Genomic DNA, 21251 nt, shown 5'->3' with positions numbered 1-21251 from the left:
GTCGCTCAGAACGACTGCCAACCCGGATCACCGCCCCATTCGGCACCGTCGACGGTCACCCGCGCTGGTCCGTTCCCGCGGTCGACGACCGTGCCGATCGCCCGCCAGCCCGGCGGGAGCGCGTCCGGAAAAGTCGCGACCAACGCGTGGTCCTCGCCACCCCCGAGCACCCAGTCCAGCGGTTCTGACCCCGCCGCGGCTCCGGCCGCCGCCAGGGCATCGATGTCGGGCCGCAGACCTGTGGTGTGCACATCGATACGTACCCCCGAGGCGGTGGCGATGTGGGCCAGGTCGGCCAGCAGCCCGTCGGAGACGTCCGTCATGGCCGTCGCACCACTTCGTGCCGCGACCGCGCCCTGGCCGTAGGGGGGTTCGGGCACCCGGTGGCGGCCGCGAAGTTCATCGAATCCGTTGATACCGTTGTGCCACAACACATATCCGGCTGCAGAATGGCCGATATTGCCGATCGCCGCCACCGTGTCGCCTCGGTTGGCTCCGGCGCGACGTACCGGTTCGCGACCGCCGAGGTCGCCGAGCGCTGCCACCGAGATCACCCACTGCGGGGCGCGCACCATGTCTCCGCCGACGATGCCGGCTCCCAGTAGTTCCGCCTCGTGCCACATGCCGTCGGCGAGTTCGACCGCTCTGGCGGTCACCGTCTCACCGGGGGCGCCGAACCCGACGACGAATGCCGTGGCGCGGGCCCCCATCGCCTCGATATCGGCGGCATTCTGGGCGATGGCCTTGCGGCCCACGTCATACGGAGTCGACCAGTCGAGACGGAAGTGGCGGTCTTCGACCAGCATGTCGGTGCTGACGACGGTGCGGCCATCGGGTGCGGCGACCACCGCCGCGTCGTCGCCGGGACCGAGCGAGACCCACGGGGGTTGCCGGCGACCGGCCACCAGCCGGTCGATGGCCGCGAACTCCCCCACCCCGGCCAGCGATTCATCCGGGTGATCGACCGCCATCCCGGTCCTTCCGTCGAGCGTGCAGCTTGCCGCGTCTTCGTGCCCTGAACGCTCGGCCCACCTGCGGTACGTTTGGTCCCTGCGACGTGGAGTCTATGCAGCCAGACGGAGGGATGAGCGGCGTGGTCGAGGCCTTTGTTCTGATCCAGACCGAGGTCGGTCGCGCCGAGGTGATCGCCAAGCAACTCGTCGGCCTGAGCGGGGTGCTGTCGTCGGAATACGTGACCGGGCCCTACGACGTCGTCGCGCGCGTCGGTGCGGACACCCTCGACGAGCTTCAGACCGCCGTCGTCCCCAGCGTGCAACAAGTCGCCGGAATCACCCGCACCCTGACCTGTCCCATCGCCGACGGGGTGCAGCCTTAGAGTTCGGCTGATGAACAGCGATACCGGTGACGGCCCCCCTCGGCCACTACTGATCGCGGCGCTCGTCGTGGCCGTCGGCGCCGTCGTCGCCGTCGTCGTGGTCGCCGCCGTCCTGCAGCGCTCACCCCCGCAGCAACCGGTCGCCATCGCCGCCGCACCGGCGCCGCAGGCCGACAGTCCCGAATGCGGTGCCCTGGTCGAGGCGCTGCCCGAGCAACTCGGTGACTATTCGCGCGCGCCGGTGATGGACCCCGCCCCGGCCGGCGCAGCGGCATGGCGGGCCGACGGCGCGGACGACGCACTCATCCTGCGGTGCGGACTCGAACGTCCCGTCGGTTTCGTGGTGGGTGCCCCGGTTCAGATGGTCGACGCCGTGCAGTGGTTCCAGGTCACCGACCAGGCAGCGCAGGGACGTAGCACCTGGTTCGCGGTGGACCGGCCGGTTTACGTGGCGCTGACCCTGCCGCCCGATTCGGGCCCGACACCGATCCAGGCGATCTCGACCGCGATCACCGAGGTCCTGCCGGCCACTGCGGTCCGTCCCGGGCCGATCGAGTGATCGTCAGCGCAGTCCGGTACCGCGGGCGATCGCGGTCTCGACCATCGTGGCGAGCAGCGTCGGATAGTCGACGTCACTGGCTGCCCACATCCGCGGGTACATCGAGATCGTGGTGAAGCCCGGCATCGTATTGATCTCGTTGATGACGGGTCCGTCATCGGTGAGGAAAAAATCGACCCGGGCCAGGCCCTGGCAGTCGATGGCGCGGAAGGCCCGGATCGCCAACCCCCTGACCTCCTCGGCGACCGCGTCGTCGACCTTGGCCGGTACATCGAGTTCCGCGGCGTCGGCGAGGTACTTGGTCTCGAAGTCGTAGAACCCGTCTTCGCGGCCCCGCACGCCGGCCACCCGGATCTCCCCGATGGTGCTCGCCTCGACATGTCCGTCGGGGAACTCCAGCACGCCGCATTCGAGTTCCCGTCCCGGTACGGCGGCCTCGACGATGACCTTGGGGTCGTGCCGGCGGGCCTGTTCGATGGCAATGTCGAGCATGTCCCAACCGGCGACCCGGCTGACGCCTATCGAGGAGCCACCGCGCGCAGGTTTGACGAACACCGGCAACCCGAGGCGTTCGCGATCCTCCAGCGACAGGGTGGCCTGCTGCGGACGCAGCACCACGTGGTCGCCGATCGGCAGCCCTTCTGCCACCAGCAGCTTCTTGGTGAACTCCTTGTCCATCCCGGCCGCGCTTGCCAGCACTCCCGCGCCCACATACGGAACGCCGGCGAGCTCCAGCAGTCCCTGGATGGTCCCGTCCTCGCCGTACGGCCCGTGGAGCACCGGGAACACGACGTCGACGGCCGCCAGCATCTCGCCGGCTCCCTCGCCCAGCGACAGCAGTTGGCCGTGTCGGGTCGGGTCGGCGGTCAACGCCAGCGCAGTGCCCGACGCTTCGCCGACCTGCGGCAGGGTGCCATCGGTGATGGCCAGCGTCTCGGGCCGACCGTCGGTGAGCACCCAGGAACCCCCGGGCGAGATCCCCACCGCGACCACGTCGAAGCGCTCCGGGTCGAGGTTGCGCAGGATGCTGCCGGCCGAAACACACGAGATCGCGTGTTCAGAACTACGTCCGCCGTAAACGACGGCTACGCGGATACGGGCAGTCACAACCTAGAGAGGCTACCGCCCCCGGGGCAATGCGCAGGGTCCGCGCCCGGTCCTCATGCCGCCCCGAGCGCCTGCTCGATGTCGCTGACCAGGTCATCGGTGTCCTCGATGCCCATCGACAGCCGGGCGAATCCATCGGGGACGGGATCTCCCCATCGCGCCCGGCGGTCGACCGAGGAATGGATGCCGCCGAAACTGGTCGATGCGACCAGCAGTGCGCTCCGACCGACCAGTTCGTGCACCGTCGCCGCGCTCGCCAGCTCCACGGCGACCACGCCACCGAAGCGACGCATCTGCACGGCGGCCACCGCGTGCGACGGGTCGTCGGGCAGACCCGGATAGCGGACCGACCTCACCGCGGGATGTGACCGCAGCATCAGCGCGACGGCGGCGGCGTTCTGACATTGGCGTTCGAAACGCAACCCGAGGCTTCCGAGGCTGCGCAGCACCAGCCAGGCCTCGAACGAGCCCAGGATGGGGCCGGCCAGTAGACGTTCGCGCTCCAGACGCGCCATCACCTCGGGGTGGCTGCCCGCGACGTAGCCGGCCAGGACATCGTGGTGGCCGGCCAGCGCTTTGGTGGCGCTGGCCACCACGAGGTCGGCGCCCAGTGACAGCGGTTGCTGCCCCAGCGGCGTGGCGGTGGTGTTGTCGACGACGAGCATCGCGCCGCCGGCGCGGCAGATCATTGCCAGCTGGTGCAGGTCGACCACATCGAGCCCCGGGTTCGACGGCGTCTCGGCGAACACCACGTCTCCTGTGCCGGCATCACCGGCCGCGTCGCACATCTGGGCACAGCGGGCCTCGACCACCCTGACACCGCGCGGTGCGAGATACTCGCGGGCGTAGGCGCGCACCTGGTAGTAGCCGTCGGCGGGAACGACCAGGGTGCGGCCGGGCTCGGCGACGGTGCGCAGAACCGACGTGACGGCAGCCATTCCGGAGCCGAACGTCAGCGCGCCGGCGGCCCCCTCGAGTCGGGCGAGTGCCGACTCCAGTTGCCGCCACGTCGGATTGGACCTGCGGCCGTAACTGTCCAGCGAGTCGTCTTCGTCGGCCGGAAGGTGGTATGCGGCCGCGGGAACCGGCGGCGGCGCGATGGGGCTTCCCGGGATTGCTTCTGAGCCAACAGCTTTGATGCTGCGGGTGGAGTCGCCATAAGTGCCGGGCATGGCCTACTCCGGCTTGGTGGTCCGGCCGAGCAACAGGGCCACCGCGTCGCCGACCGACAGGGCTCTGTGACAGACCCGGTGCACGGCCTCGGTGAGCGGCATCTCGACGTCGTAGGCGGACGCCAATGCCAGCACCGATTCGCACGACGTGACACCTTCGGCGACGTGGCCTCCGGTCGCGGCGAGCGCTGCCTGCATGGTGCCCCCCCTGCCCAGCCGCTCACCGAAGGAACGATTACGGGAGTGCGGTGACATGCAGGTGGCCACGAGATCGCCGATGCCTGCGAGCCCGGCAAGGGTGGCGGGCTTGGCTCCCAACGCGATTCCCAGCCGCATGATCTCGGCGAGGCCACGGGTGATGATGGCCGCCGCGGTGTTCTCCCCCAGCCCCGAACCGGCGGCCATTCCGCAGGCCAGGGCGATGACGTTTTTGCATGCTCCCCCGACCTCCGCGCCGATCACGTCGGAGTTGGTGTACGGCCGGAAGTAGCCGGTCGCCAGTGCCCGCTGGATGGTCACCGCCCTTCCGGAGTCGCTGCACGCGACGACGGTCGCGGCGGGCTGTCCCTGCGCGATCTCACTGGCCAGGTTGGGCCCGGTGACGACGGCGACCTGAGCCGGATCGAACCCGGTCACGGCCACGATGACCTGACTCATTCGCATCAGCGAGCCCAGCTCGATGCCCTTGGCCAAGCTGACCAGCGTGGCGCCGGAGTCGATGGAGTCCTTCCAGCCGATCAGGTTGGCCCGCAGAGTCTGAGCCGGCACGGCCAGCAGCACCGTACAGGCACCGTCGAGCGCCTCGACGTGATCGCTGGTCGCGCGGATCGTCGTGGGCAGCTCACCGTCGAGGTAGCCGGCGTTGTGATGGGTGCGGTTGATCTCGTCGGCCAGTTCGGGTCGACGGGCCCACAGCCGGACGCTGTTGCCGGCATCTGCCAATACTTTCGCCAGGGCGGTCCCCCACGCCCCCGCGCCCATCACCGCCGCCTCAACCACGGCTTCAGCGTAGCCGGGGAATAGTGACTGGCAGGATGGCGCTCGTGAGCAGCATGACCGACGGCACCACCGAGGGCAGCGCTCGCGCGAAGAACAGCCGGCAATCGGCCCAGCGCCCGCGTGCTGAGAATCCCGATATCGGGCTGGTGATCGCGGTCAAGCGGCTCACCGCGGCGAAGACACGGTTGGCGCCGGAGTTTTCGGCGGCGACCCGCGAGCAGATCGTGCTGGCCATGTTGATGGACACCATCGCCGCGGCTTCGGCCGTGACCGCGCTGCAGTCGGTGATCGTCGTCACCCCCGACATGACGGCCGCCGCGGCGGCGCAACGATTGGGCGCGGTGGTGCTCACCGATCCGACGCCCGACGGCCACCCCGACCCGCTCAACAACGCGCTGCTGGCGGCCGAGGCCATGGTGCGCAGGAGCACGGTGAACGTCGTTGCGCTGCAGGGTGATCTACCGGCGCTGCAGAGCCATGAGCTGAGCGAGGCGATCAGTGCCGCACGGGACTGTCCGCGCAGTTTCGTCGCCGACCGGCACGGCACTGGCACGTCGGCGTTGTTGTCGTTCGGAGTGGGACTCGACCCGCGCTTCGGACCTGATTCCGCAGAGCGCCATCGTCGTTCAGGCGCGGTCGAACTGACCGGCGACTGGCCGGGGCTGCGCTGCGACATCGACACCCCCGATGACCTGATCGCGGTGCGGGAACTCGGCATCGGGTCGGCGACGGCACAGGCAATCAGCAACAGGAAATGACGGCGACCACCCGATGCCCCGACTCGGTGGCAAGAGGACCCCTGGATAGGGAATCATCACAGGATGACCGAAGCCCAGACCCGGCCCGACAGCTCGGACGCAGCGGAGACAGCGGCTCCCCTGCCGGTGATCGCGGGTCCGGCTGACGCGGCACCCGAGGCGCCACCGGCGGCGACCGCGCCTCCGGTCGAGAACCCGCTGCCCGAGGACCGCTATCTCAACCGAGAGCTGAGCTGGCTGGACTTCAACGCCCGGGTGCTGGCGCTCGCCGCCGATCCCTCGCTGGCCTTGCTCGAACGGGCGAAGTTCCTGGCGATCTTCGCGTCCAACCTCGACGAGTTCTACATGGTGCGGGTGGCCGGCCTCAAGCGGCGTGACGAGATGGGACTGTCTGTCCGGTCCGCCGACGGCCTGTCACCGCGCGAGCAGTTGCGGAGGATCAGCGAGCGCACCCAGCAGATCGCCAGTCGGCACTCCCATGTGTTCCTCGACTCGGTCCGCCCGGCGCTGGCGGAACAGGGCATCATCATCGTGACGTGGGCCGAACTCGATGAGGCCGAGCGCGGGCGGCTGTCCACGTACTTCCACGAACAGGTGTTCCCGGTTCTGACACCGTTGGCGGTCGACCCCGCACACCCGTTCCCGTTCGTCAGCGGACTGAGCCTGAATCTGGCGATCACCGTCAAGCATCCCGACGACGGCGGCCAGCACTTCGCCCGAATCAAGGTGCCCGACAACGTCGACCGTTTCGTGGAGCTGTCCAGCCGCGAAGGCACACCGGACGTCGTGCGCTTCCTGCCGATGGAGGAGCTGATCGCCGCGTTCCTGCCGGTGCTGTTCCCCGGGCTGGAGATCGTCGAGCACCACGCGTTCCGGATCACCCGCAACGCGGATTTCGAGGTGGAGGAGGACCGCGACGAGGACCTGCTGCAGGCGCTCGAGCGGGAACTGGCCCGCCGGCGCTTCGGCTCGCCGGTGCGGCTCGAGGTCTCCGACGACATGACCGAGGGCATGCTCGAATTGTTGTTGCGCGAGCTCGATGTCGCGCCCGGGGATGTCGTGGAAGTCCCAGGTCTGTTGGATCTCTCGTCGCTGTGGCAGATCTATGGCGTCGACCGGCCTGCGCTGAAGGATCGTCCGTTCGTGCCGGCCACACCGCCGGCGTTCGGCGAACGAGAGACACCCAAGAGCATCTTCTCGACACTTCGTGACGGCGACGTCCTGGTCCACCACCCGTACGACTCGTTCTCCACCACGGTGCAGCGTTTCATCGAGCAGGCGGCCGCGGATCCCAACGTGCTGGCGATCAAGCAGACGCTGTACCGAACCTCGGGTGATTCCCCGATCGTCAACGCGCTCATCGACGCTGCCGAGGCCGGCAAGCAGGTCGTCGCGCTGGTGGAGATCAAAGCGAGGTTCGACGAGCAGGCCAACATCAAATGGGCACGTGCCCTGGAGCAGGCAGGCGTACACGTGGTGTACGGGCTGATCGGTCTGAAGACACACTGCAAGACCTGTCTGGTGGTGCGGCGAGAAGGGTCGACGATCCGGCGCTACTGCCACGTCGGCACCGGCAACTACAACCCCAAGACCGCGCGACTCTACGAGGACATCGGTCTGCTCACCGCCGCGCCCGACATCGGTGCCGACCTCACCGATCTCTTCAACTCGCTGACGGGTTACTCCCGCAAGGAGTCCTACCGCAATCTGCTGGTCGCCCCATTCGGAGTGCGCAGGGGCATCATCGAGCGGATCGAACGCGAGATCGCGGCGACCCGGGACGGCGCCGACGGCCGGATCCGGATGAAGGCCAACGCCTTGGTCGACGAACAGGTCATCGACGCCCTGTACCGGGCATCTCAGGCCGGTGTCCGGGTCGAAGTGGTGGTCCGGGGGATCTGCGCCCTGCGCCCCGGCGCCTCCGGCTACTCGGAGAACATCTCGGTGCGCTCGATTCTCGGTCGGTTCCTCGAGCATTCGCGGCTCATTCACTTCCGCGCCATCGACGAATACTGGATCGGCAGCGCCGACATGATGCATCGTAATCTCGACCGGCGTGTGGAAGTGATGGCCCAAGTCAAGGATCCGCGGTTGACTGCACAGTTGAACGACATCTTCGAGTCGGCGACCGACCCGAAGACCCGCTGCTGGGAACTCGGCCCGGACGGACACTGGACCGCGTCGCCTCAGGAGGGGCGCACCGTGCGCGACCACCAAATGTCTTTGATGGAACGCCACCGTCATCCGTAGGACTGGATCTCCGGACCGATCGACCCACAGGAGCTGAGGTGTCCAAGGAGACCCCACTGGATACAACCATGGCCAAAAACCGCATCCTCGCTGCCGGCGCTGTGCTGTGGCGGCCGTCGGACGGCGCCTCCACGCCGGAGGTGGCGATCATTCACCGCCCCCGCTATGACGACTGGTCGCTCCCCAAGGGCAAGGTGGATTCCGGTGAGACCGAACCTGTGACCGCCGTGCGGGAGATCGCCGAGGAGACGGGCTTTCATGCCCATCTCGGTCGCCGCCTCACAACGGTGAGTTATCCGTTGGATCCCGGCATCAAGAAGGTGCGTTACTGGGCAGGGCGTTGTATCAACGGACAGTTCAGCGTCAACGACGAGGTCGACGAGCTGAAATGGTTACCGGTCGACCAGGCGATGAAGATGCTGACGTATCCGGATGATCGCAAAGTGCTGCGCCGCTTCACAAAACTGCCCGCCGACACTCAGACGGTGATGATCGTCCGCCACGCCACCGCGGGAAGTCGAGCCAGATACAAGGGCGATGACCGGAAGCGCCCCCTCGACAAGCACGGTCGCGCGCAGGCCGAGTCGCTGGTCGGCCAGCTCCTCGCCTTCGGCGCGGGCGACTTGTTCGCTGCCGACCGGGTTCGGTGCCGGCAGACACTGGATCCCCTCGCCGAAGAGCTGGGCGCGGTGATCCGCGACGAGGCCGAGCTCTCCGAAGAGGCGTACGCCGACAACCGGAAGGCCACCCGCGAACGCATCCTCGAGATCACGGCGACAGCGCAGAACCCGGTGATATGCACTCAGGGGAAGGTGATTCCCGACCTCATCGAGTGGTGGTGCGAGCGTGACGGAGTCCGGCCGGACAAGTCACGCAACCGCAAGGGCAGCACATGGGTGATGTCACTGGCCGACGGCAGACTGGTCGCGGCAGACCACCTCGGCACAGCGCTGCCTCCGAAGAAATGACGCCGCAAATGAATTCAACCTAGGCAGCCCATCGGCACTGTTCCCGACGCACACACAAACACGCCGCGGGTCTCGTGACCCGCGGCGTGCCTGATGTTTTGACTACCTGCGACCGCGTTTGGCCGGAGCCTTCTTGGCCGGAGCCTTCTTGGCGGGAGCCTTCTTGGCAGGAGCAGCCTTCTTCGCCGCAGCCTTCTTGGCCGGAGCCTTCTTGGCAGGAGCAGCCTTCTTCGCCGCAGCCTTCTTGGCCGGAGCCTTCTTGGCAGCCTTCCGGGCAGTGCTGCCGGCAGTCACACCACGCTTGACCGCCGGACCATCCGCCGGGAGACGCTGTGCGCCAGAGACAACAGCCTTGAACTGAGCGCCTGGGCGAAACGCCGGCACGGAGGTGGGCTTGACCTTGACCGTCTCTCCGGTGCGCGGGTTGCGCGCCACGCGGGCGGCACGACGACGCTGTTCGAAGACGCCGAAGCCGGTGATCGTCACGCTCTCACCCTTGTGAACCGCACGCACGATGGTGTCAACGACATTCTCCACCGCCGCAGTTGCCTGCCGACGATCCGAGCCCAATTTCTCCGTGAGTACGTCGATGAGCTCTGCTTTGTTCATGCAAAACCTCCGAATACAAGTGGTCCTCTTTGAACCGACTATTGGACACGGTAAACCCAATGGCTGCTGATTTCCAAGAGCCACGCGCAATTTCAAGGCAACCCAGCGAACTTTTTTCAATCCGCTTGCCCCGCTTGCCGTCCTGCCGGCGGCCCCGAAAAGGGGATCGTGGCGGGGCGATTTCGGCCGAAACGGCGGTCTGTCAGGCCGGTAGAGTGCGCGGTTTCCACACCGGACGAGCGGCCTCGAACTGCTCGATCTGATCGCGTTTCCGCAGCGTAAGGCCAATATCGTCGAGGCCTTCGAGAAGTCGCCATGCGGTGTAGTCGTCAATGTTGAACGGCACCATGACCGTTCCCGCGGCAATGGTTCGATCTTGAAGATTCACAGTGATTTCCAGACCCGGCTGCTGCTCGATGAGTTTCCACAACAATTCCACGTCGTCCTGCGCGACTTCTGCCGCCAGGAGACCGGCCTTGCCCGCGTTGCCCCGGAAGATGTCGGCGAACCGGGACGAGATCACCACCCGGAATCCGAAGTCCATGAGCGCCCAGACGGCGTGCTCGCGCGACGAACCGGTGCCGAAATCAGGTCCGGCCACCAGAACAGAGCCCTTGTCGAACGGTGCCTGATTGAGCACGAAGGCCGGGTCGTTACGCCAGGCTGCGAAGAGTCCGTCCTCGAATCCCGTTCGGGTCACCCGCTTCAGATAGACCGCGGGAATGATCTGGTCGGTGTCGACATTCGACCGGCGCAGTGGAACGCCGATTCCGGTGTGGGTGCGAAAGGCTTCCATCAAAGTCTCCTGTCGGGTTTCAGTGAGTCGTCACGGCCGGCAGATCCGCCGGCGAGGAGAGCGTTCCGCGCACCGCCGTCGCCGCGGCAACCGCCGGGGACACCAGGTGGGTACGCCCACCCTTTCCTTGCCTGCCCTCGAAGTTGCGGTTGGAAGTCGACGCACACCGCTCGCCGACAGAGAGCTGGTCGGGGTTCATCCCGAGGCACATCGAGCAGCCGGCCTGTCGCCATTCCGCGCCCGCAGCCGTGAAGATCTCGCCCAGCCCTTCTGATTCGGCCTGGGCGCGCACCCGCATCGAGCCGGGGACCACCAGCATCCGGACGTCGTCGGCGACCCTACGTCCGCGCAACACCTCGGCGACCACCCGCAGGTCCTCGATCCGGCCGTTGGTGCACGAGCCGACAAAAACGGTGTCCACCGGGATGTCACGCATCGCCGTACCGGCGCGAAGGTCCATGTAGGTCAATGCCTTTTCGGCGGCCTGGCGCTCCCCCTCGCCCACGATCAGCTGCGGGTCCGGCACCGAACCGGACAGCGGAACACCCTGCCCCGGATTGGTCCCCCATGTCACGAACGGGCTCAGAGTGGACGCATCGATGTAGACCTCGGTGTCGAATTCGGCGCCGTCGTCGGTGCGCAGCAGACGCCACGCGGCCACGGCGGCGTCCCACTGCGAGCCCTTGGGGGCGTGCGGGCGACCGCGGAGGAACTCGAAGGTCGTCTCGTCGGGCGCGACCATTCCAGCTCGGGCTCCTGCCTCGATGCTCATGTTGCAGACGGTCATCCGACCTTCCATCGACAGTGCTTCGATCGCGCTGCCGCGGTACTCGATCACGTACCCCTGCCCACCGCCGGTACCGATCTTGGCGATGACGGCGAGAATGATGTCCTTGGCACTGACCCCGGGCGGCAGGACACCATCCACGTTGACGGCCATCGTCTTGAAGGGCGACAGCGGCAGTGTCTGGGTGGCCAGCACGTGCTCGACCTCGGAAGTGCCGATGCCCATTGCCAATGCCCCGAATGCGCCGTGGGTGGAGGTGTGACTATCCCCACACACCACCGTCATACCGGGTTGGGTCAAACCCAGTTGCGGTCCGATGATGTGCACGATCCCCTGTTCGGCGTCGCCCATCGGGTGCAGCCGGACGCCGAACTCCTCGCAGTTGCGGCGCAGCGTCTCCACCTGCGTGCGCGAGATCGGGTCGGCGATCGGCTTGTCGATGTCGATCGTCGGCACGTTGTGGTCCTCGGTGGCGATGGTCAGGTCCGGCCGGTGCACCGGGCGCCCGGCAAGGCGCAGGCCGTCGAACGCCTGGGGGCTGGTCACCTCGTGCACCAGGTGCAGGTCGATGTAGATCAGGTCCGGTTGCCGGGCACCACCCTCACCGGAGCCGGTGACAACAACGTGGTCGCTCCACACCTTCTCGGCGAGAGTGCGGGACTGGTTCGCGATGGCCATCTTGACGATCTCACAATCTGGGACGCTAGTATCTCCTTGTGAGACAGGATAGCGGCATCGGCGTGTTGGACAAAGCCGTCGGCGTGCTTCACGCGGTCGCCCAGTCCCCATGCGGCCTGGCAGATCTGTGTGAGCGCACCGACCTGCCGCGGGCCACGGCGCATCGGCTGGCCGTCGGGCTGGAGGTGCACCGCCTGCTGGCCCGCGACGGTGACGGGCAGTGGCGTCTCGGCCCTGCCGTCACCGAGCTCGCCGGGCACGTCAGGGATCCGCTGCTGGCCGCGGGCGCCTCGGTGCTGCCGCGGCTGCGCGAACTCACCGGGGAGAGCGTGCAGCTCTACCGGCGCGAAGGGACCGCACGGATCTGCATCGCCGCCCTGGAACCACCTGCCGGGCTGCGCGATACCGTGCCGATCGGGACACGGCTGCCGATGAACGCCGGGTCGGGCGCCAAAGTGCTGCTCGCCTACGCAGATCCGGCCACCCAGCAGGCGGTCCTGCCGTCGGCGGCATTCAACGATCGCACGCTGGCCGAGGTGCGCAAGCGGGGATGGGCCCAGAGCGTGGCCGAGCGGGAGCCGGGAGTGGCCAGTGTGTCCGCGCCGGTGCGGGACGGGCGCGGCGCCGTGATCGCGGCGGTATCGGTATCCGGACCGATCGACCGAATGGGCCGGCGTCCGGGTGTGCGCTGGGCCACCGACCTCGTCGCCGCCGCTGACGCATTGACCCGCCGCCTCTGAGACCAGAACTGCCCAGAATTCGCCGGTGGTACCCCCGATGGGATTCGAACCCACGCTACCGCCGTGAGAGGGCGGCGTCCTAGGCCGCTAGACGACGGGGGCCAGAACTGTTTCCAACTGTTTTCGGTGGGTCAGCATAGCTCAGGTGAGAATGCTGACCTAATCCGTTGCATTGGCTGGGGTACCAGGACTCGAACCTAGAATGGCGGTACCAGAAACCGCTGTGTTGCCAATTACACCATACCCCACTGGCCACCTGTAACCGCTGGTCACAGGCCATTTCGTGAACCCGACACAGCACGGGGACGCCGTGCTGGACCTACTGGCGGGCCGACGTGCACACTACCAAATGTTCGGCGGTGTTTTTTTCAGGCCTCTGCCGCCGCCGCGGCGGCGACGTCGCGGCCGGCCCGCAACCGGTCCAGGCTGCGGTCCCGCCCCAGCAGTTCCAGCGACTCGAACAGCGGCGGGCTCACCGAAGAACCGGTCACCGCCACCCTCACCGGACCGAACGCCTTGCGGGGTTTGAGTTCCAGCCCGTCCACCAGTGCTGACTTCAGTGCCTCCTCGATCGCGGCCGTCGCCCACTGCCCGACCCCCTCGAGCGCCTCCAGCGCGGCACTGAGGACCGGCACGGCAGCAGGCCGCAACTCCTTGGCCGCCGCCCTGTCGTCGAGCACGAAACCGTCGTCGTCGAGGAACTTCAGCAGCTCCCACGCGTCGCCGAGCACCACGATGCGGGTCTGCACCAGCTTCGCGGCCTCGGCGAACCGAGCGTCGTCCAGGCCCGTGCGGTGACCGTGCGCGGCGAAGAACGTCGACAGCCGGTCGGCGAAATCGTGCTCGTCCAGCAGCCGGATGTGCTCGGCGTTGATCGCATCGGCCTTCTTCTGATCGAAGCGCGCCGGATTCGAGTTCACGTTGACCACATCGAATGCGGCCACCATCTCGTCGAGGCCGAACACGTCGTGATCGTCGGCGATGCCCCAGCCGAGCAACGCCAGATAATTCAGCAGCCCTTCGGGAATGAAGCCACGGTCGCGGTGCAGGAAAAGATTGGACTGCGGGTCGCGTTTGGACAGCTTCTTGTTGCCGTCCCCCAGAACGCTTGGCAGATGGGCGAACTGCGGAACCTGCTCGGCGACCCCAATGCGGATCAGCGCCTGGTACAACGCGATCTGGCGCGGGGTGGACGGCATGATGTCCTCGCCGCGAAGCACATGGGTGATCTTCATCAGCGCATCGTCGACCGGGTTGACCAACGTGTACAAAGGGTCTCCGCTGCCACGCGTCAACGCGAAGTCGGGCACCGACCCCGCCGGAAACGTCGTCTCGCCGCGGACCAGATCGGTCCAGGACAGGTCGGCGTCGGGCATCCGCAGCCGCAGCACCGGCTTACGCCCCTCGGCACGGAAGGCTGCGCGCTGCTCGCCGGTCAGATCACGGTCGAAATTGTCATACCCCAGTTTCGGATTACGGCCGGCAGCAAGGTGCCGCGCCTCCACCTCCTCGGCGGTCGAATACGCCTCGTAGGCCTCGCCCGAAGCGAGGAGTTGCTCGAGCACGTCCCGGTAGATCTGAGAACGCTGCGACTGCCGGTAGGGCTCGTAGGGCCCCCCGACCTCGGGTCCCTCATCCCAGTCCAGGCCCAGCCAGCGCAGCGCATCCAGGATCGCGGCGTAACTCTCCGCGCTGTCCCGCTGCGCGTCGGTGTCCTCGATACGAAAGACGAACGTGCCACCGGTGTGCCGGGCGTAGGCCCAGTTGAAGAGCGCGGTGCGCACCAGGCCGACGTGGGGAATGCCGGTCGGCGACGGACAGAATCTGACCCTGGTGTCCAATTCGCTCCTTGCGTCCGCGGTGCCCAAATTGCTCCTTGCGTCCGCGGTGTCCAAATTGCTCCTTGCGTCCGCGGTGTCCAAATTGCTCCTTGCGTCCGCGGTGTCCAAATTGCTCCTCGCGTCCGCGGTGTTCACGGCTTTCCTTTTCGTACAACGGGATTGGACAACGTCCCGATCCCCGAAATGGTGATGCTGACGGTGTCTCCATCCTCGATCGGGCCGACGCCCTCGGGCGTCCCGGTCAGGATCAGATCCCCCGGAAGCAACGTCATCACCGCAGACACCCACTCGACGATCGCGCCGACATCGTGGAGCATCAGAGCGGTGTTCGAGTGTTGGCGCACCTCGCCGTTGACCTCGGTGCGCAGATCCAGATCGCTCGGATCGAGGTCGGTGACGATCCACGGCCCCACCGGGCAGAAGGTGTCATGCCCCTTGGCCCGCATCCACTGTCCGTCTTTTCGCTGCTGATCGCGCGCCGAGACGTCGTTGGCGATCGTGTAGCCCAGAATATTCTCGGCGGCCCGGGAAGCCGGCACGTCCTTGCACGGCCGCCCGATCACGGCAGCCAGTTCGCCTTCATGATGCACCGGATGAGCATCCGCAGGCAGCTGGATCGGCGAATTCGGGCCGATGATCGAGGTGTTCGGCTTGAGGAATATCACCGGGTCCTCGGGTGCGGCGCCCCCCATCTCCTCGGCGTGGGCCGCATAGTTCTTGCCCATGCAGACCACCTTGCTGGCCAGGATGGGCGCCAGCAGCCGGACGTCGGCAAGCGGCCAACTCCGCCCGGTGAATGTCGGGTTGCCGAACGGGTGCTCGGCGATCTCCTTGCAGATTGCCTCGTTCGGGTCGCCCTCGATGCTGACGAAGGCGACTCCATCGGGACTGGCGATTCGGCCGAGACGCATTGCCTCAGCGTAATGCCCGGCACCTCAGGTCCGACGGGCGCGGCGCAGCTGGACAGCCAGATCTCACTAGATGGGATACCTATTCAGCCTGATGAGATATGTGTGCGAGCATGGCCGGGTGGTCGTCTCGCCCATTAGCACCGCCAAGCGCTGGTCGATGCTGGTGATCGCGCTGTCGGCGACGCTGTGCGCGAACGTGTTCATCAACGGTGTGGCGTTTCTGATTCCCACGCTGCACACCGAGCGCGGACTCGGCCTCGCGCAGGCCGGCCTGGTATCGGCCATGCCCAGCCTCGGCATGGTGGTGACCCTGATCGCGTGGGGTTATGTCGTCGACCGGGTGGGCGAACGCCTGGTGTTGATGCTGGGCTCGGCACTCACCGCTGCGGCTGCCTTCGCGGCCGCGTCGGTGCAGTCGTTGGTCGCGGTGAGCATGTTCCTGTTTCTCGGCGGGATGGCGGCGGCAAGCAGCAATACGGCCAGTGGCCGGCTGGTCGTCGGGTGGTTCGCCGCCGAACAGCGTGGCCTGGTGATGGGGATCCGGCAGACCGCTCAACCACTGGGGGTCGGCCTCGGCGCACTGGTCATCCCCCGGGTGGCCGAGCACCACGGCGTCTCGGCGGCATTGCTTTTCCCGGCGATCGTGTGCACCGCATCGGCGTTGATTTGTGCGGTGGCGGTGATCGATCCACCCCGGCCGCCCCGATCCCAGGCCCCCGAGGCGGACTTGGCAAACCCGTACCGCGACTCCCGACTGCTGCTGCGCATCCACCTCACTTCGGTACTGCTCGTGGTGCCACAGATCTTGGTATGGACGTTCACGCTGGTCTGGCTGATCAGCGAACGCGGCTGGTCGCCAGGCTCTGCCGGCCTGTTGGTCACGCTGGCACAGCTTCTCGGGGCAAGCGGGCGGATCGGCGCCGGGCGTTGGTCCGATCGGGTTCTCAGACGATCCGGTGACGCGCTTGGTGCGCGGATGCGACCGATCCGGATCATCGCGGCCGCCGCGGCCGTGTCCATGGCCGCCCTCGCCCTCACCGACTGGCTCGACTCACCCGCCAGCATCGCGTTGATGATGGTGGCGTCGGTGGTCACCGTCTCGGACAATGGCTTGGCGTTCACCGCGATTGCCGAGATCGCGGGCCCGTTCTGGAGCGGACGGGCTCTGGGCGCCCAGAACACCAGCCAGTTGTTCACCGCCGGGATCGTGCCGCCGCTGTTCGGGGCCCTGATCGGCGTGGCCGGCTTTCCGATCACCTTCGCCGTGTGCTCACTGTTCCCGCTCATGGCGATTCCCGCGGTGCCACTGACGGCACCGTCGCCTACCCGGAGCCGGTGAGCCTGCAGCGTCACGAATCCGCCCGCGGTGCTTACAGCTTCCCCAGGATCCGCTCGCCGACCGCGGACGTCGACAACTTCTCGTCACCACGTGTCGCCAGATGCTCTTCCACAGCCTTGTCGACCCGCGCCGCGGCGCCGAGTTCGCCGAGGTGGGCCAGCAGCAGCGACACCGACATGATCGCCGCCGTCGGATCCGCGATCCCCCGGCCGGCGATGTCGGGCGCGCTTCCGTGGACCGGTTCGAACATCGACGGATTGGCCCTCGTGGCATCGATGTTGCCGCTGGCCGCGAGTCCGATGCCGCCGCACACCGCAGCGGCGAGATCGGTGATGATGTCGCCGAACAGGTTGTCGGTGACGATGACGTCGAAGCGGCCGGGGTCGGTGACCATGTGGATCGTCGCGGCATCGACGTGCAGGTAGGCCACCTCGACGTCCGGGTACTCAGGTGCCACCGCCTGCACGGTGCGCCACCACAACGACCCTGCGTACGCGAGCACGTTGTTCTTGTGCACCAGCGTCAGATGCTTGCGCCGCTGCTGTGCCCGCCCGAAAGCGTCCTGAACCACCCGGCGCACCCCGTAGGCGGTGTTGACGCTCACCTCGGTGGCGATCTCGTGGGGCGTGTCGACACGGATCGCGCCGCCGTTACCGGTGTACGGGCCCTCGGTGCCCTCCCGAACCACCACGAAGTCGATCTCGGGGTTTCCGGCCAGCGGGCTCTGCACACCCGGATAAAGCCGCCCGGGACGCAGGTTGACGTGATGATCCAACTCGAACCGGACCCGCAGCAGCAGGCCTCGTTCGAGCAACCCGCTGGGCACCGACGGATCTCCGATCGCCCCGAGCAGGATGGCGTCGTGCGCCTTCAACTCATCGAGCACCGACGCGGGCAGCACCTCGCCGGTGGCGTGGTACTGCCGGGCGCCGAGGTCGTACTCGGTCTTTTGCACACCCGGAAGTACCTCGTCGAGCACTTTGAGCGCCTCGCCGATGACTTCCGGCCCGATACCGTCGCCGGCGATCACCGCGAGCTTCATGACAGATCCACCACTTCCAACGTCACCGCGTTGACGTCGCGACCGATGGCTGACAGGACGTCGGCGGGCACCTGACGGTCCAGCCGCAGCATGATCGTCGCGCCGTCGCCGTCGGCGTCCTGACTCAGTTGCGCGGCAAGGATGTTCGCGCCCGCACTGCCCAGCAGGGTGCCGATCTTGCCGAGCGCCCCCGGCTGGTCGTCGTAGTTGATGATCAGGTTGACGCCCTCGGCACGCAGTTCGAGGTTGCGGCCGTTGATCTGGACGATCTTCTCGACGAGCTGAGGGCCGGTCAGGGTGCCCGCGACGTTGACCGTCGATCCGTCCCCTCCCACCGCGCGTACGTCGACCATGCTGCGGTGGTTCGGGCTCTCCGGGGCGGTCGCGATGGATGCCTCCACGCCTCGCTCGGCCGCCAGCGCCGGTGCGTTGACGAACGTCACCTGATCCTCGATCACCGCCGAGAACAACCCGCGCAGCGCCGAGAGTCGCAGCACTTCGACCTCTTCACCGGCCAGTTCGCCCTGCACCTGCACCGACAGCGAGACCGGCAGCTCGGCGGAGAGCACTCCGACCAGGAGGCCCAGCTTGCGGACCAGGTCGAGCCAGGGCGCCACCTCTTCGCCGACGACCCCACCACCGACATTGACCGCGTCCGGCACGAACTCCCCTGCCAACGCCAGCTTCACGCTGGCCGCGACGTCGGTGCCCGCCCGGTCCTGAGCCTCCGAGGTGGACGCGCCCAGGTGTGGGGTCACCACCACCTGTGGCAGCTCGAACAACGGGCTGTCGGTGCACGGCTCGGTGGCGAACACGTCCAGCCCCGCGCCGCGCACGTGTCCGCTGGCCACCGCCTCGGCGAGGGCCGCCTCGTCGATCAAGCCGCCGCGGGCTGCGTTGACGATGATGACGCCGGGCTTGGTCTTGGCCAGTGCCTCTTTGCCGATCAGCCCCGCGGTCTCCTTGGTCTTGGGCAGGTGCACCGAGATGAAGTCGGCTCGTCCGAGAAGTTCGTCGAGCGTCAACAACTCGATGCCCAGCTGCGCGGCACGCGCGTGGGAGACATAGGGGTCATACGCCGTGATGTGTGCGCCGAACGCGGCGAGCCGCGCAGCCACCAGTTGGCCGATGCGGCCGAGCCCGACCACCCCGACGGTCTTGCCGAAGATCTCGGTGCCGGAGAACGACGACCGCTTCCAGGTGTGTTCACGCAGCGTGGCGTCGGCGGCGGGAATCTGACGGGCGGCCGACAGCATCAACGCCAGCGCGTGCTCGGCGGCGCTGTGGATGTTCGACGTCGGCGCGTTGACCACCAGCACACCTCGCGCAGTCGCCGCGTCGACGTCGACGTTGTCCAGGCCGACGCCCGCCCGCGCCACGATCTTCAGCTTCGGTGCCGCGGCCAACACGTCGGCGTCGACGGTGGTGGCCGAACGCACCAGCAGCGCGTCGGCGTCACCGACCGCAGCGAGCAGTTTCTCCCGGTCGGGACCGTCGACCCAACGCACTTCGACCTGGTCGCCGAGGGCTTCCACGGTCGATTGGGCTAATTTGTCGGCGATCAGTACAACAGGCAAACTCACCCGGACAGCCTAATGGGCGGCGGTTGCGGGGTGGTGGCCGGGAGATTCCCGAGTCGGACGTGGGAGGATTTCGCGGGTGGACGTCACCATCGTCGGAAGCGGGCCCAACGGTCTGGCGGCCGCTGTCATCTGCGCACGAGCGGGTCTTTCGGTACAGGTACTCGAGGCCCAGCCCACCGCAGGGGGCGGCGCACGCACCCTTCCCGACCCGGAGTTCTCGGAGATCTCCCACGACATCTGCTCAGCGGTGCACCCGCTGGCCCTGGCGTCGCCGTTCTTCGCCGCGTTCGATCTGCCCTCGCGGGGGGTGGCGCTGGCGGTGCCCGAGGTGTCCTACGGCAACCCGCTGCCGGGCAGGCCCGCAGCCATCGGCTACCGCGACATCGGCCGCACCTGTGCCGAACTCGACCACGGGGCGTCGTGGCGCCGGCTGCTGGGTCCGCTGTCGGCCGATTCCGAAGGCGTCGTCGGCCTGCTACTCGGCGACAAGCGGTCGATCCCGCCCAGTATCGCTGCGGCACTGCGGGTGGCTCCGCGACTGCTCGCCCAGGGCACCCCGGCGTGGAGCACTCTCAACGGCGAGGACGCCCGCGCGCTGTTCACCGGCGTTGCCGCGCATACCATCTCGCAGATGCCATCCTTGGTGGCCGCGGGTGCGGGCCTGATGCTGGCGACGCTCGGGCACTCAGTTGGTTGGCCGATCCCCGTCGGTGGCTCGCAGGCCATCCCCGCCGCCCTGATCGCCGACCTCCGCGCGCATGGCGGGGAACTGACACTCGGCGAGGAGGTCACCAGCCCACCGCCGGGAGTCGTCCTCTACGACACGGCGCCGACGGCGCTGCTGAGCATCTACGGAGACCGGTTGCCGTCCCGATACGCCAAGACGTTGCAGCGCTACCGGTACGGCCCGGGAGTGGCCAAGGTCGACTTCGTGCTGTCAGGGGAAATCCCCTGGCAGGATTCACGATTGGCACACGCCCCGACCCTGCATCTGGGTGGCGACCGGTCCACGATGGCGCGGGCCGAACAGGAGATCGCCGAGGGCCGGCATCCGGAGTGGCCGATGGTGCTCGCGGCGCTGCCCCATCTGGCCGACCCCGGTCGGATCGACGCACAGGGCCGCCGGCCGATGTGGAGCTACGCGCACGTGCCGCAGGGCTCGACCGTCGACATGGCCGAGGCCGTCACCGGCATCTTCGAACGCTTCGCGCCCGGCTTCCGTGATCTGGTCGTCGGTGTGCGCAGTGTGCCGGCCGCGCGCCTGGCCGACCACAACGCCAACCTCGTCGGCGGCGACATCGGGGTCGGCGGGAACAACATGTTCAGCGCGCTGACCGGCCCTGCGCTGCGGTGGAATCCGTGGTCGACCCCGATTCCCGGGGCCTACCTGTGTTCCTCGGCCGCACCCCCAGGCGGAGGTGTGCACGGGATGGCGGGGTACTACGCCGCCCGCACCGTGCTGCGTAAGGAGTTCGGCATCACGCGCATACCGACACTCGCCCCCTGACGCGATTTCGGCGTGGTTCGTCACGTCGAGGGTGATGTTCTGTTTCGGGACATCGCTGACACCTGAGTAGGGCCGTGAGGCCACGATGGTCCATGGCCCAGAAGGTGACCGCGATGGATATTCGTGCCGCGACGGCGTTTGCCGGGCAGATCGACAACGTTGCGCAGTTCTGCCGTGAGCAGCAGATCAGTCGACAGACGTTCTACAAGTTTCGCAATCGTTTCGCTCAGGAAGGGCTCGGCGGACTCGAGGAACGCACACGCCGACCC

At 67.5% G+C, this 21251-nt stretch carries 19 protein-coding genes, 2 tRNA genes and 1 pseudogene; 9 read left to right on the top strand and 13 right to left on the bottom strand.

Annotated features, from left to right (window positions below; all coding sequences use genetic code 11):
• Positions 1-5 precede the first annotated feature (5 nt).
• Positions 6-971 (bottom strand): thiamine-phosphate kinase, encoded by a 966-nt coding sequence (locus BEMPMBAN_RS24615; RefSeq protein WP_159233905.1) that lies wholly within the window; start codon positions 969-971, stop codon positions 6-8.
• 122 nt (positions 972-1093) lie between these two features.
• On the opposite strand from BEMPMBAN_RS24615, the gene BEMPMBAN_RS24610 reads away from it, so the two are divergent.
• Positions 1094-1336, top strand: coding sequence for an Lrp/AsnC ligand binding domain-containing protein (locus BEMPMBAN_RS24610; protein ID WP_159233957.1), 243 nt, complete (start codon positions 1094-1096; stop codon positions 1334-1336).
• A 10-nt stretch (positions 1337-1346) separates the two neighbouring features.
• Entirely contained in the window at positions 1347-1895 is a 549-nt protein-coding gene (locus BEMPMBAN_RS24605) for a DUF3515 domain-containing protein (protein ID WP_159233903.1), read from the top strand.
• A gap of 3 nt (positions 1896-1898) precedes the next feature.
• On the opposite strand, the gene BEMPMBAN_RS24600 is transcribed toward BEMPMBAN_RS24605, so the two are convergent.
• The 3 genes from BEMPMBAN_RS24600 to BEMPMBAN_RS24590 are packed head-to-tail and all read right to left on the bottom strand — an operon-like array spanning position 1899 to position 5155.
• Positions 1899-3002 carry a D-alanine--D-alanine ligase family protein gene (locus BEMPMBAN_RS24600; RefSeq protein WP_159233901.1) on the bottom strand — a complete coding sequence of 368 codons (1104 nt, stop codon included), beginning with the start codon at positions 3000-3002 and terminating at the stop codon, positions 1899-1901.
• 53 nt (positions 3003-3055) lie between these two features.
• Entirely contained in the window at positions 3056-4174 is a 1119-nt protein-coding gene (locus BEMPMBAN_RS24595) for a cystathionine gamma-lyase (RefSeq protein ID WP_159233899.1), read from the bottom strand.
• Between the two features lie 3 nt (positions 4175-4177).
• Positions 4178-5155 (bottom strand): NAD(P)H-dependent glycerol-3-phosphate dehydrogenase, encoded by a 978-nt coding sequence (locus BEMPMBAN_RS24590; protein ID WP_159233956.1) that lies wholly within the window; start codon positions 5153-5155, stop codon positions 4178-4180.
• Between the two features lie 62 nt (positions 5156-5217).
• On the opposite strand from BEMPMBAN_RS24590, the gene cofC reads away from it, so the two are divergent.
• From cofC to mutT1, 3 genes are all read left to right on the top strand, one after another.
• On the top strand, positions 5218-5931 hold the full coding sequence (cofC, locus tag BEMPMBAN_RS24585) for a 2-phospho-L-lactate guanylyltransferase (RefSeq protein WP_234897679.1): 714 nt from the start codon (positions 5218-5220) through the stop codon (positions 5929-5931).
• A gap of 63 nt (positions 5932-5994) precedes the next feature.
• The gene (locus tag BEMPMBAN_RS24580; protein WP_159233897.1) at positions 5995-8181 is read left to right on the top strand and encodes an RNA degradosome polyphosphate kinase; all 2187 of its coding nucleotides are present in this window, start codon (positions 5995-5997) and stop codon (positions 8179-8181) included.
• Positions 8182-8249: 68 nt separating this feature from the next.
• On the top strand, positions 8250-9149 hold the full coding sequence (gene mutT1, locus BEMPMBAN_RS24575; RefSeq protein ID WP_159233896.1) for an 8-oxo-(d)GTP phosphatase MutT1: 900 nt from the start codon (positions 8250-8252) through the stop codon (positions 9147-9149).
• A 114-nt stretch (positions 9150-9263) separates the two neighbouring features.
• Here mutT1 and BEMPMBAN_RS24570 read toward each other — a convergent pair.
• The 3 genes and pseudogenes from BEMPMBAN_RS24570 to leuC form a co-directional block, all read right to left on the bottom strand.
• Positions 9264-9758 (bottom strand): annotated as a pseudogene (locus BEMPMBAN_RS24570) (HU family DNA-binding protein); the annotation flags it as partial.
• A 202-nt stretch (positions 9759-9960) separates the two neighbouring features.
• Positions 9961-10554, bottom strand: coding sequence for a 3-isopropylmalate dehydratase small subunit (gene leuD, locus BEMPMBAN_RS24565; protein ID WP_159233892.1), 594 nt, complete (start codon positions 10552-10554; stop codon positions 9961-9963).
• A 19-nt stretch (positions 10555-10573) separates the two neighbouring features.
• A complete protein-coding gene (gene leuC / locus BEMPMBAN_RS24560; protein WP_159233890.1) occupies positions 10574-12019 on the bottom strand; it encodes a 3-isopropylmalate dehydratase large subunit in 1446 nt (481 codons plus the stop codon).
• A gap of 38 nt (positions 12020-12057) precedes the next feature.
• Between leuC and BEMPMBAN_RS24555 the strand changes: the two genes are divergently transcribed.
• Positions 12058-12759 (top strand): IclR family transcriptional regulator, encoded by a 702-nt coding sequence (locus BEMPMBAN_RS24555; RefSeq protein ID WP_159233888.1) that lies wholly within the window; start codon positions 12058-12060, stop codon positions 12757-12759.
• 26 nt (positions 12760-12785) lie between these two features.
• Here the strand turns inward: BEMPMBAN_RS24555 and BEMPMBAN_RS24550 are convergent.
• From BEMPMBAN_RS24550 to BEMPMBAN_RS24535, 4 genes are all read right to left on the bottom strand, one after another.
• Positions 12786-12861 (bottom strand) — tRNA-Glu (locus tag BEMPMBAN_RS24550).
• Positions 12862-12932: 71 nt separating this feature from the next.
• Positions 12933-13007, bottom strand: a tRNA-Gln gene (locus BEMPMBAN_RS24545).
• A gap of 120 nt (positions 13008-13127) precedes the next feature.
• Positions 13128-14600, bottom strand: a complete 1473-nt coding sequence (gene gltX, locus BEMPMBAN_RS24540; protein ID WP_159233886.1) for a glutamate--tRNA ligase — start codon at positions 14598-14600, stop codon at positions 13128-13130.
• A 131-nt stretch (positions 14601-14731) separates the two neighbouring features.
• Positions 14732-15511, bottom strand: a complete 780-nt coding sequence (locus BEMPMBAN_RS24535) for a fumarylacetoacetate hydrolase family protein (protein ID WP_159233884.1) — start codon at positions 15509-15511, stop codon at positions 14732-14734.
• A 157-nt stretch (positions 15512-15668) separates the two neighbouring features.
• Here BEMPMBAN_RS24535 and BEMPMBAN_RS24530 point away from each other — a divergent pair, with 157 nt between their 5' ends.
• Positions 15669-16850: an MFS transporter gene (locus BEMPMBAN_RS24530; protein ID WP_425295011.1), complete on the top strand. Its 1182-nt coding sequence runs from the start codon at positions 15669-15671 to the stop codon at positions 16848-16850.
• Positions 16851-16881: 31 nt separating this feature from the next.
• Here the strand turns inward: BEMPMBAN_RS24530 and BEMPMBAN_RS24525 are convergent, their stop codons facing one another.
• Together BEMPMBAN_RS24525 and serA are read right to left on the bottom strand one after the other, a co-directional pair.
• Positions 16882-17892: a 3-isopropylmalate dehydrogenase gene (locus tag BEMPMBAN_RS24525; protein WP_159233880.1), complete on the bottom strand. Its 1011-nt coding sequence runs from the start codon at positions 17890-17892 to the stop codon at positions 16882-16884.
• Complete coding sequence (gene serA / locus BEMPMBAN_RS24520) at positions 17889-19475, bottom strand: phosphoglycerate dehydrogenase (RefSeq protein WP_159233878.1); 1587 nt, start codon at positions 19473-19475, stop codon at positions 17889-17891. Before serA ends, BEMPMBAN_RS24525 begins: the two co-directional genes overlap by 4 nt.
• 76 nt (positions 19476-19551) lie before the next feature.
• On the opposite strand from serA, the gene BEMPMBAN_RS24515 reads away from it, so the two are divergent.
• Together BEMPMBAN_RS24515 and BEMPMBAN_RS24510 are read left to right on the top strand one after the other, a co-directional pair.
• Positions 19552-20982, top strand: coding sequence for a phytoene desaturase family protein (locus BEMPMBAN_RS24515; protein ID WP_159233876.1), 1431 nt, complete (start codon positions 19552-19554; stop codon positions 20980-20982).
• 92 nt (positions 20983-21074) lie between these two features.
• On the top strand, positions 21075-21251 hold a 177-nt coding region (locus tag BEMPMBAN_RS24510; protein ID WP_159233874.1), incomplete at its 3' end, for a helix-turn-helix domain-containing protein.

It is taken from the genome of Mycolicibacterium austroafricanum, assembly GCF_902705885.1.
Classification (GTDB): domain Bacteria; phylum Actinomycetota; class Actinomycetes; order Mycobacteriales; family Mycobacteriaceae; genus Mycobacterium; species Mycobacterium vanbaalenii_A.
Note: the sequence above shows the minus strand (reverse complement) of the source record. Positions and strands in the feature narration are given on the sequence as shown.

Excerpts from the sequence above, each read along its gene's own strand:
- BEMPMBAN_RS24595 (WP_159233899.1), bottom strand. The coding sequence starts at position 4,174 with ATGCCCGGCACTTATGGCGACTCCACCCGCAGCATCAAAGCTGTTGGC.
- BEMPMBAN_RS24580 (WP_159233897.1), top strand. The coding sequence starts at position 5,995 with ATGACCGAAGCCCAGACCCGGCCCGACAGCTCGGACGCAGCGGAGACA.
- BEMPMBAN_RS24590 (WP_159233956.1), bottom strand. The coding sequence starts at position 5,155 with ATGGGCGCGGGGGCGTGGGGGACCGCCCTGGCGAAAGTATTGGCAGAT.
- BEMPMBAN_RS24535 (WP_159233884.1), bottom strand. The coding sequence starts at position 15,511 with ATGCGTCTCGGCCGAATCGCCAGTCCCGATGGAGTCGCCTTCGTCAGC.
- mutT1 (WP_159233896.1), top strand. The coding sequence starts at position 8,250 with ATGGCCAAAAACCGCATCCTCGCTGCCGGCGCTGTGCTGTGGCGGCCG.
- BEMPMBAN_RS24615 (WP_159233905.1), bottom strand. The coding sequence starts at position 971 with ATGGCGGTCGATCACCCGGATGAATCGCTGGCCGGGGTGGGGGAGTTC.
- leuD (WP_159233892.1), bottom strand. The coding sequence starts at position 10,554 with ATGGAAGCCTTTCGCACCCACACCGGAATCGGCGTTCCACTGCGCCGG.
- BEMPMBAN_RS24605 (WP_159233903.1), top strand. The coding sequence starts at position 1,347 with ATGAACAGCGATACCGGTGACGGCCCCCCTCGGCCACTACTGATCGCG.
- leuC (WP_159233890.1), bottom strand. The coding sequence starts at position 12,019 with ATGGCCATCGCGAACCAGTCCCGCACTCTCGCCGAGAAGGTGTGGAGC.
- BEMPMBAN_RS24525 (WP_159233880.1), bottom strand. The coding sequence starts at position 17,892 with ATGAAGCTCGCGGTGATCGCCGGCGACGGTATCGGGCCGGAAGTCATC.
- BEMPMBAN_RS24530 (WP_425295011.1), top strand. The coding sequence starts at position 15,669 with ATGCTGGTGATCGCGCTGTCGGCGACGCTGTGCGCGAACGTGTTCATC.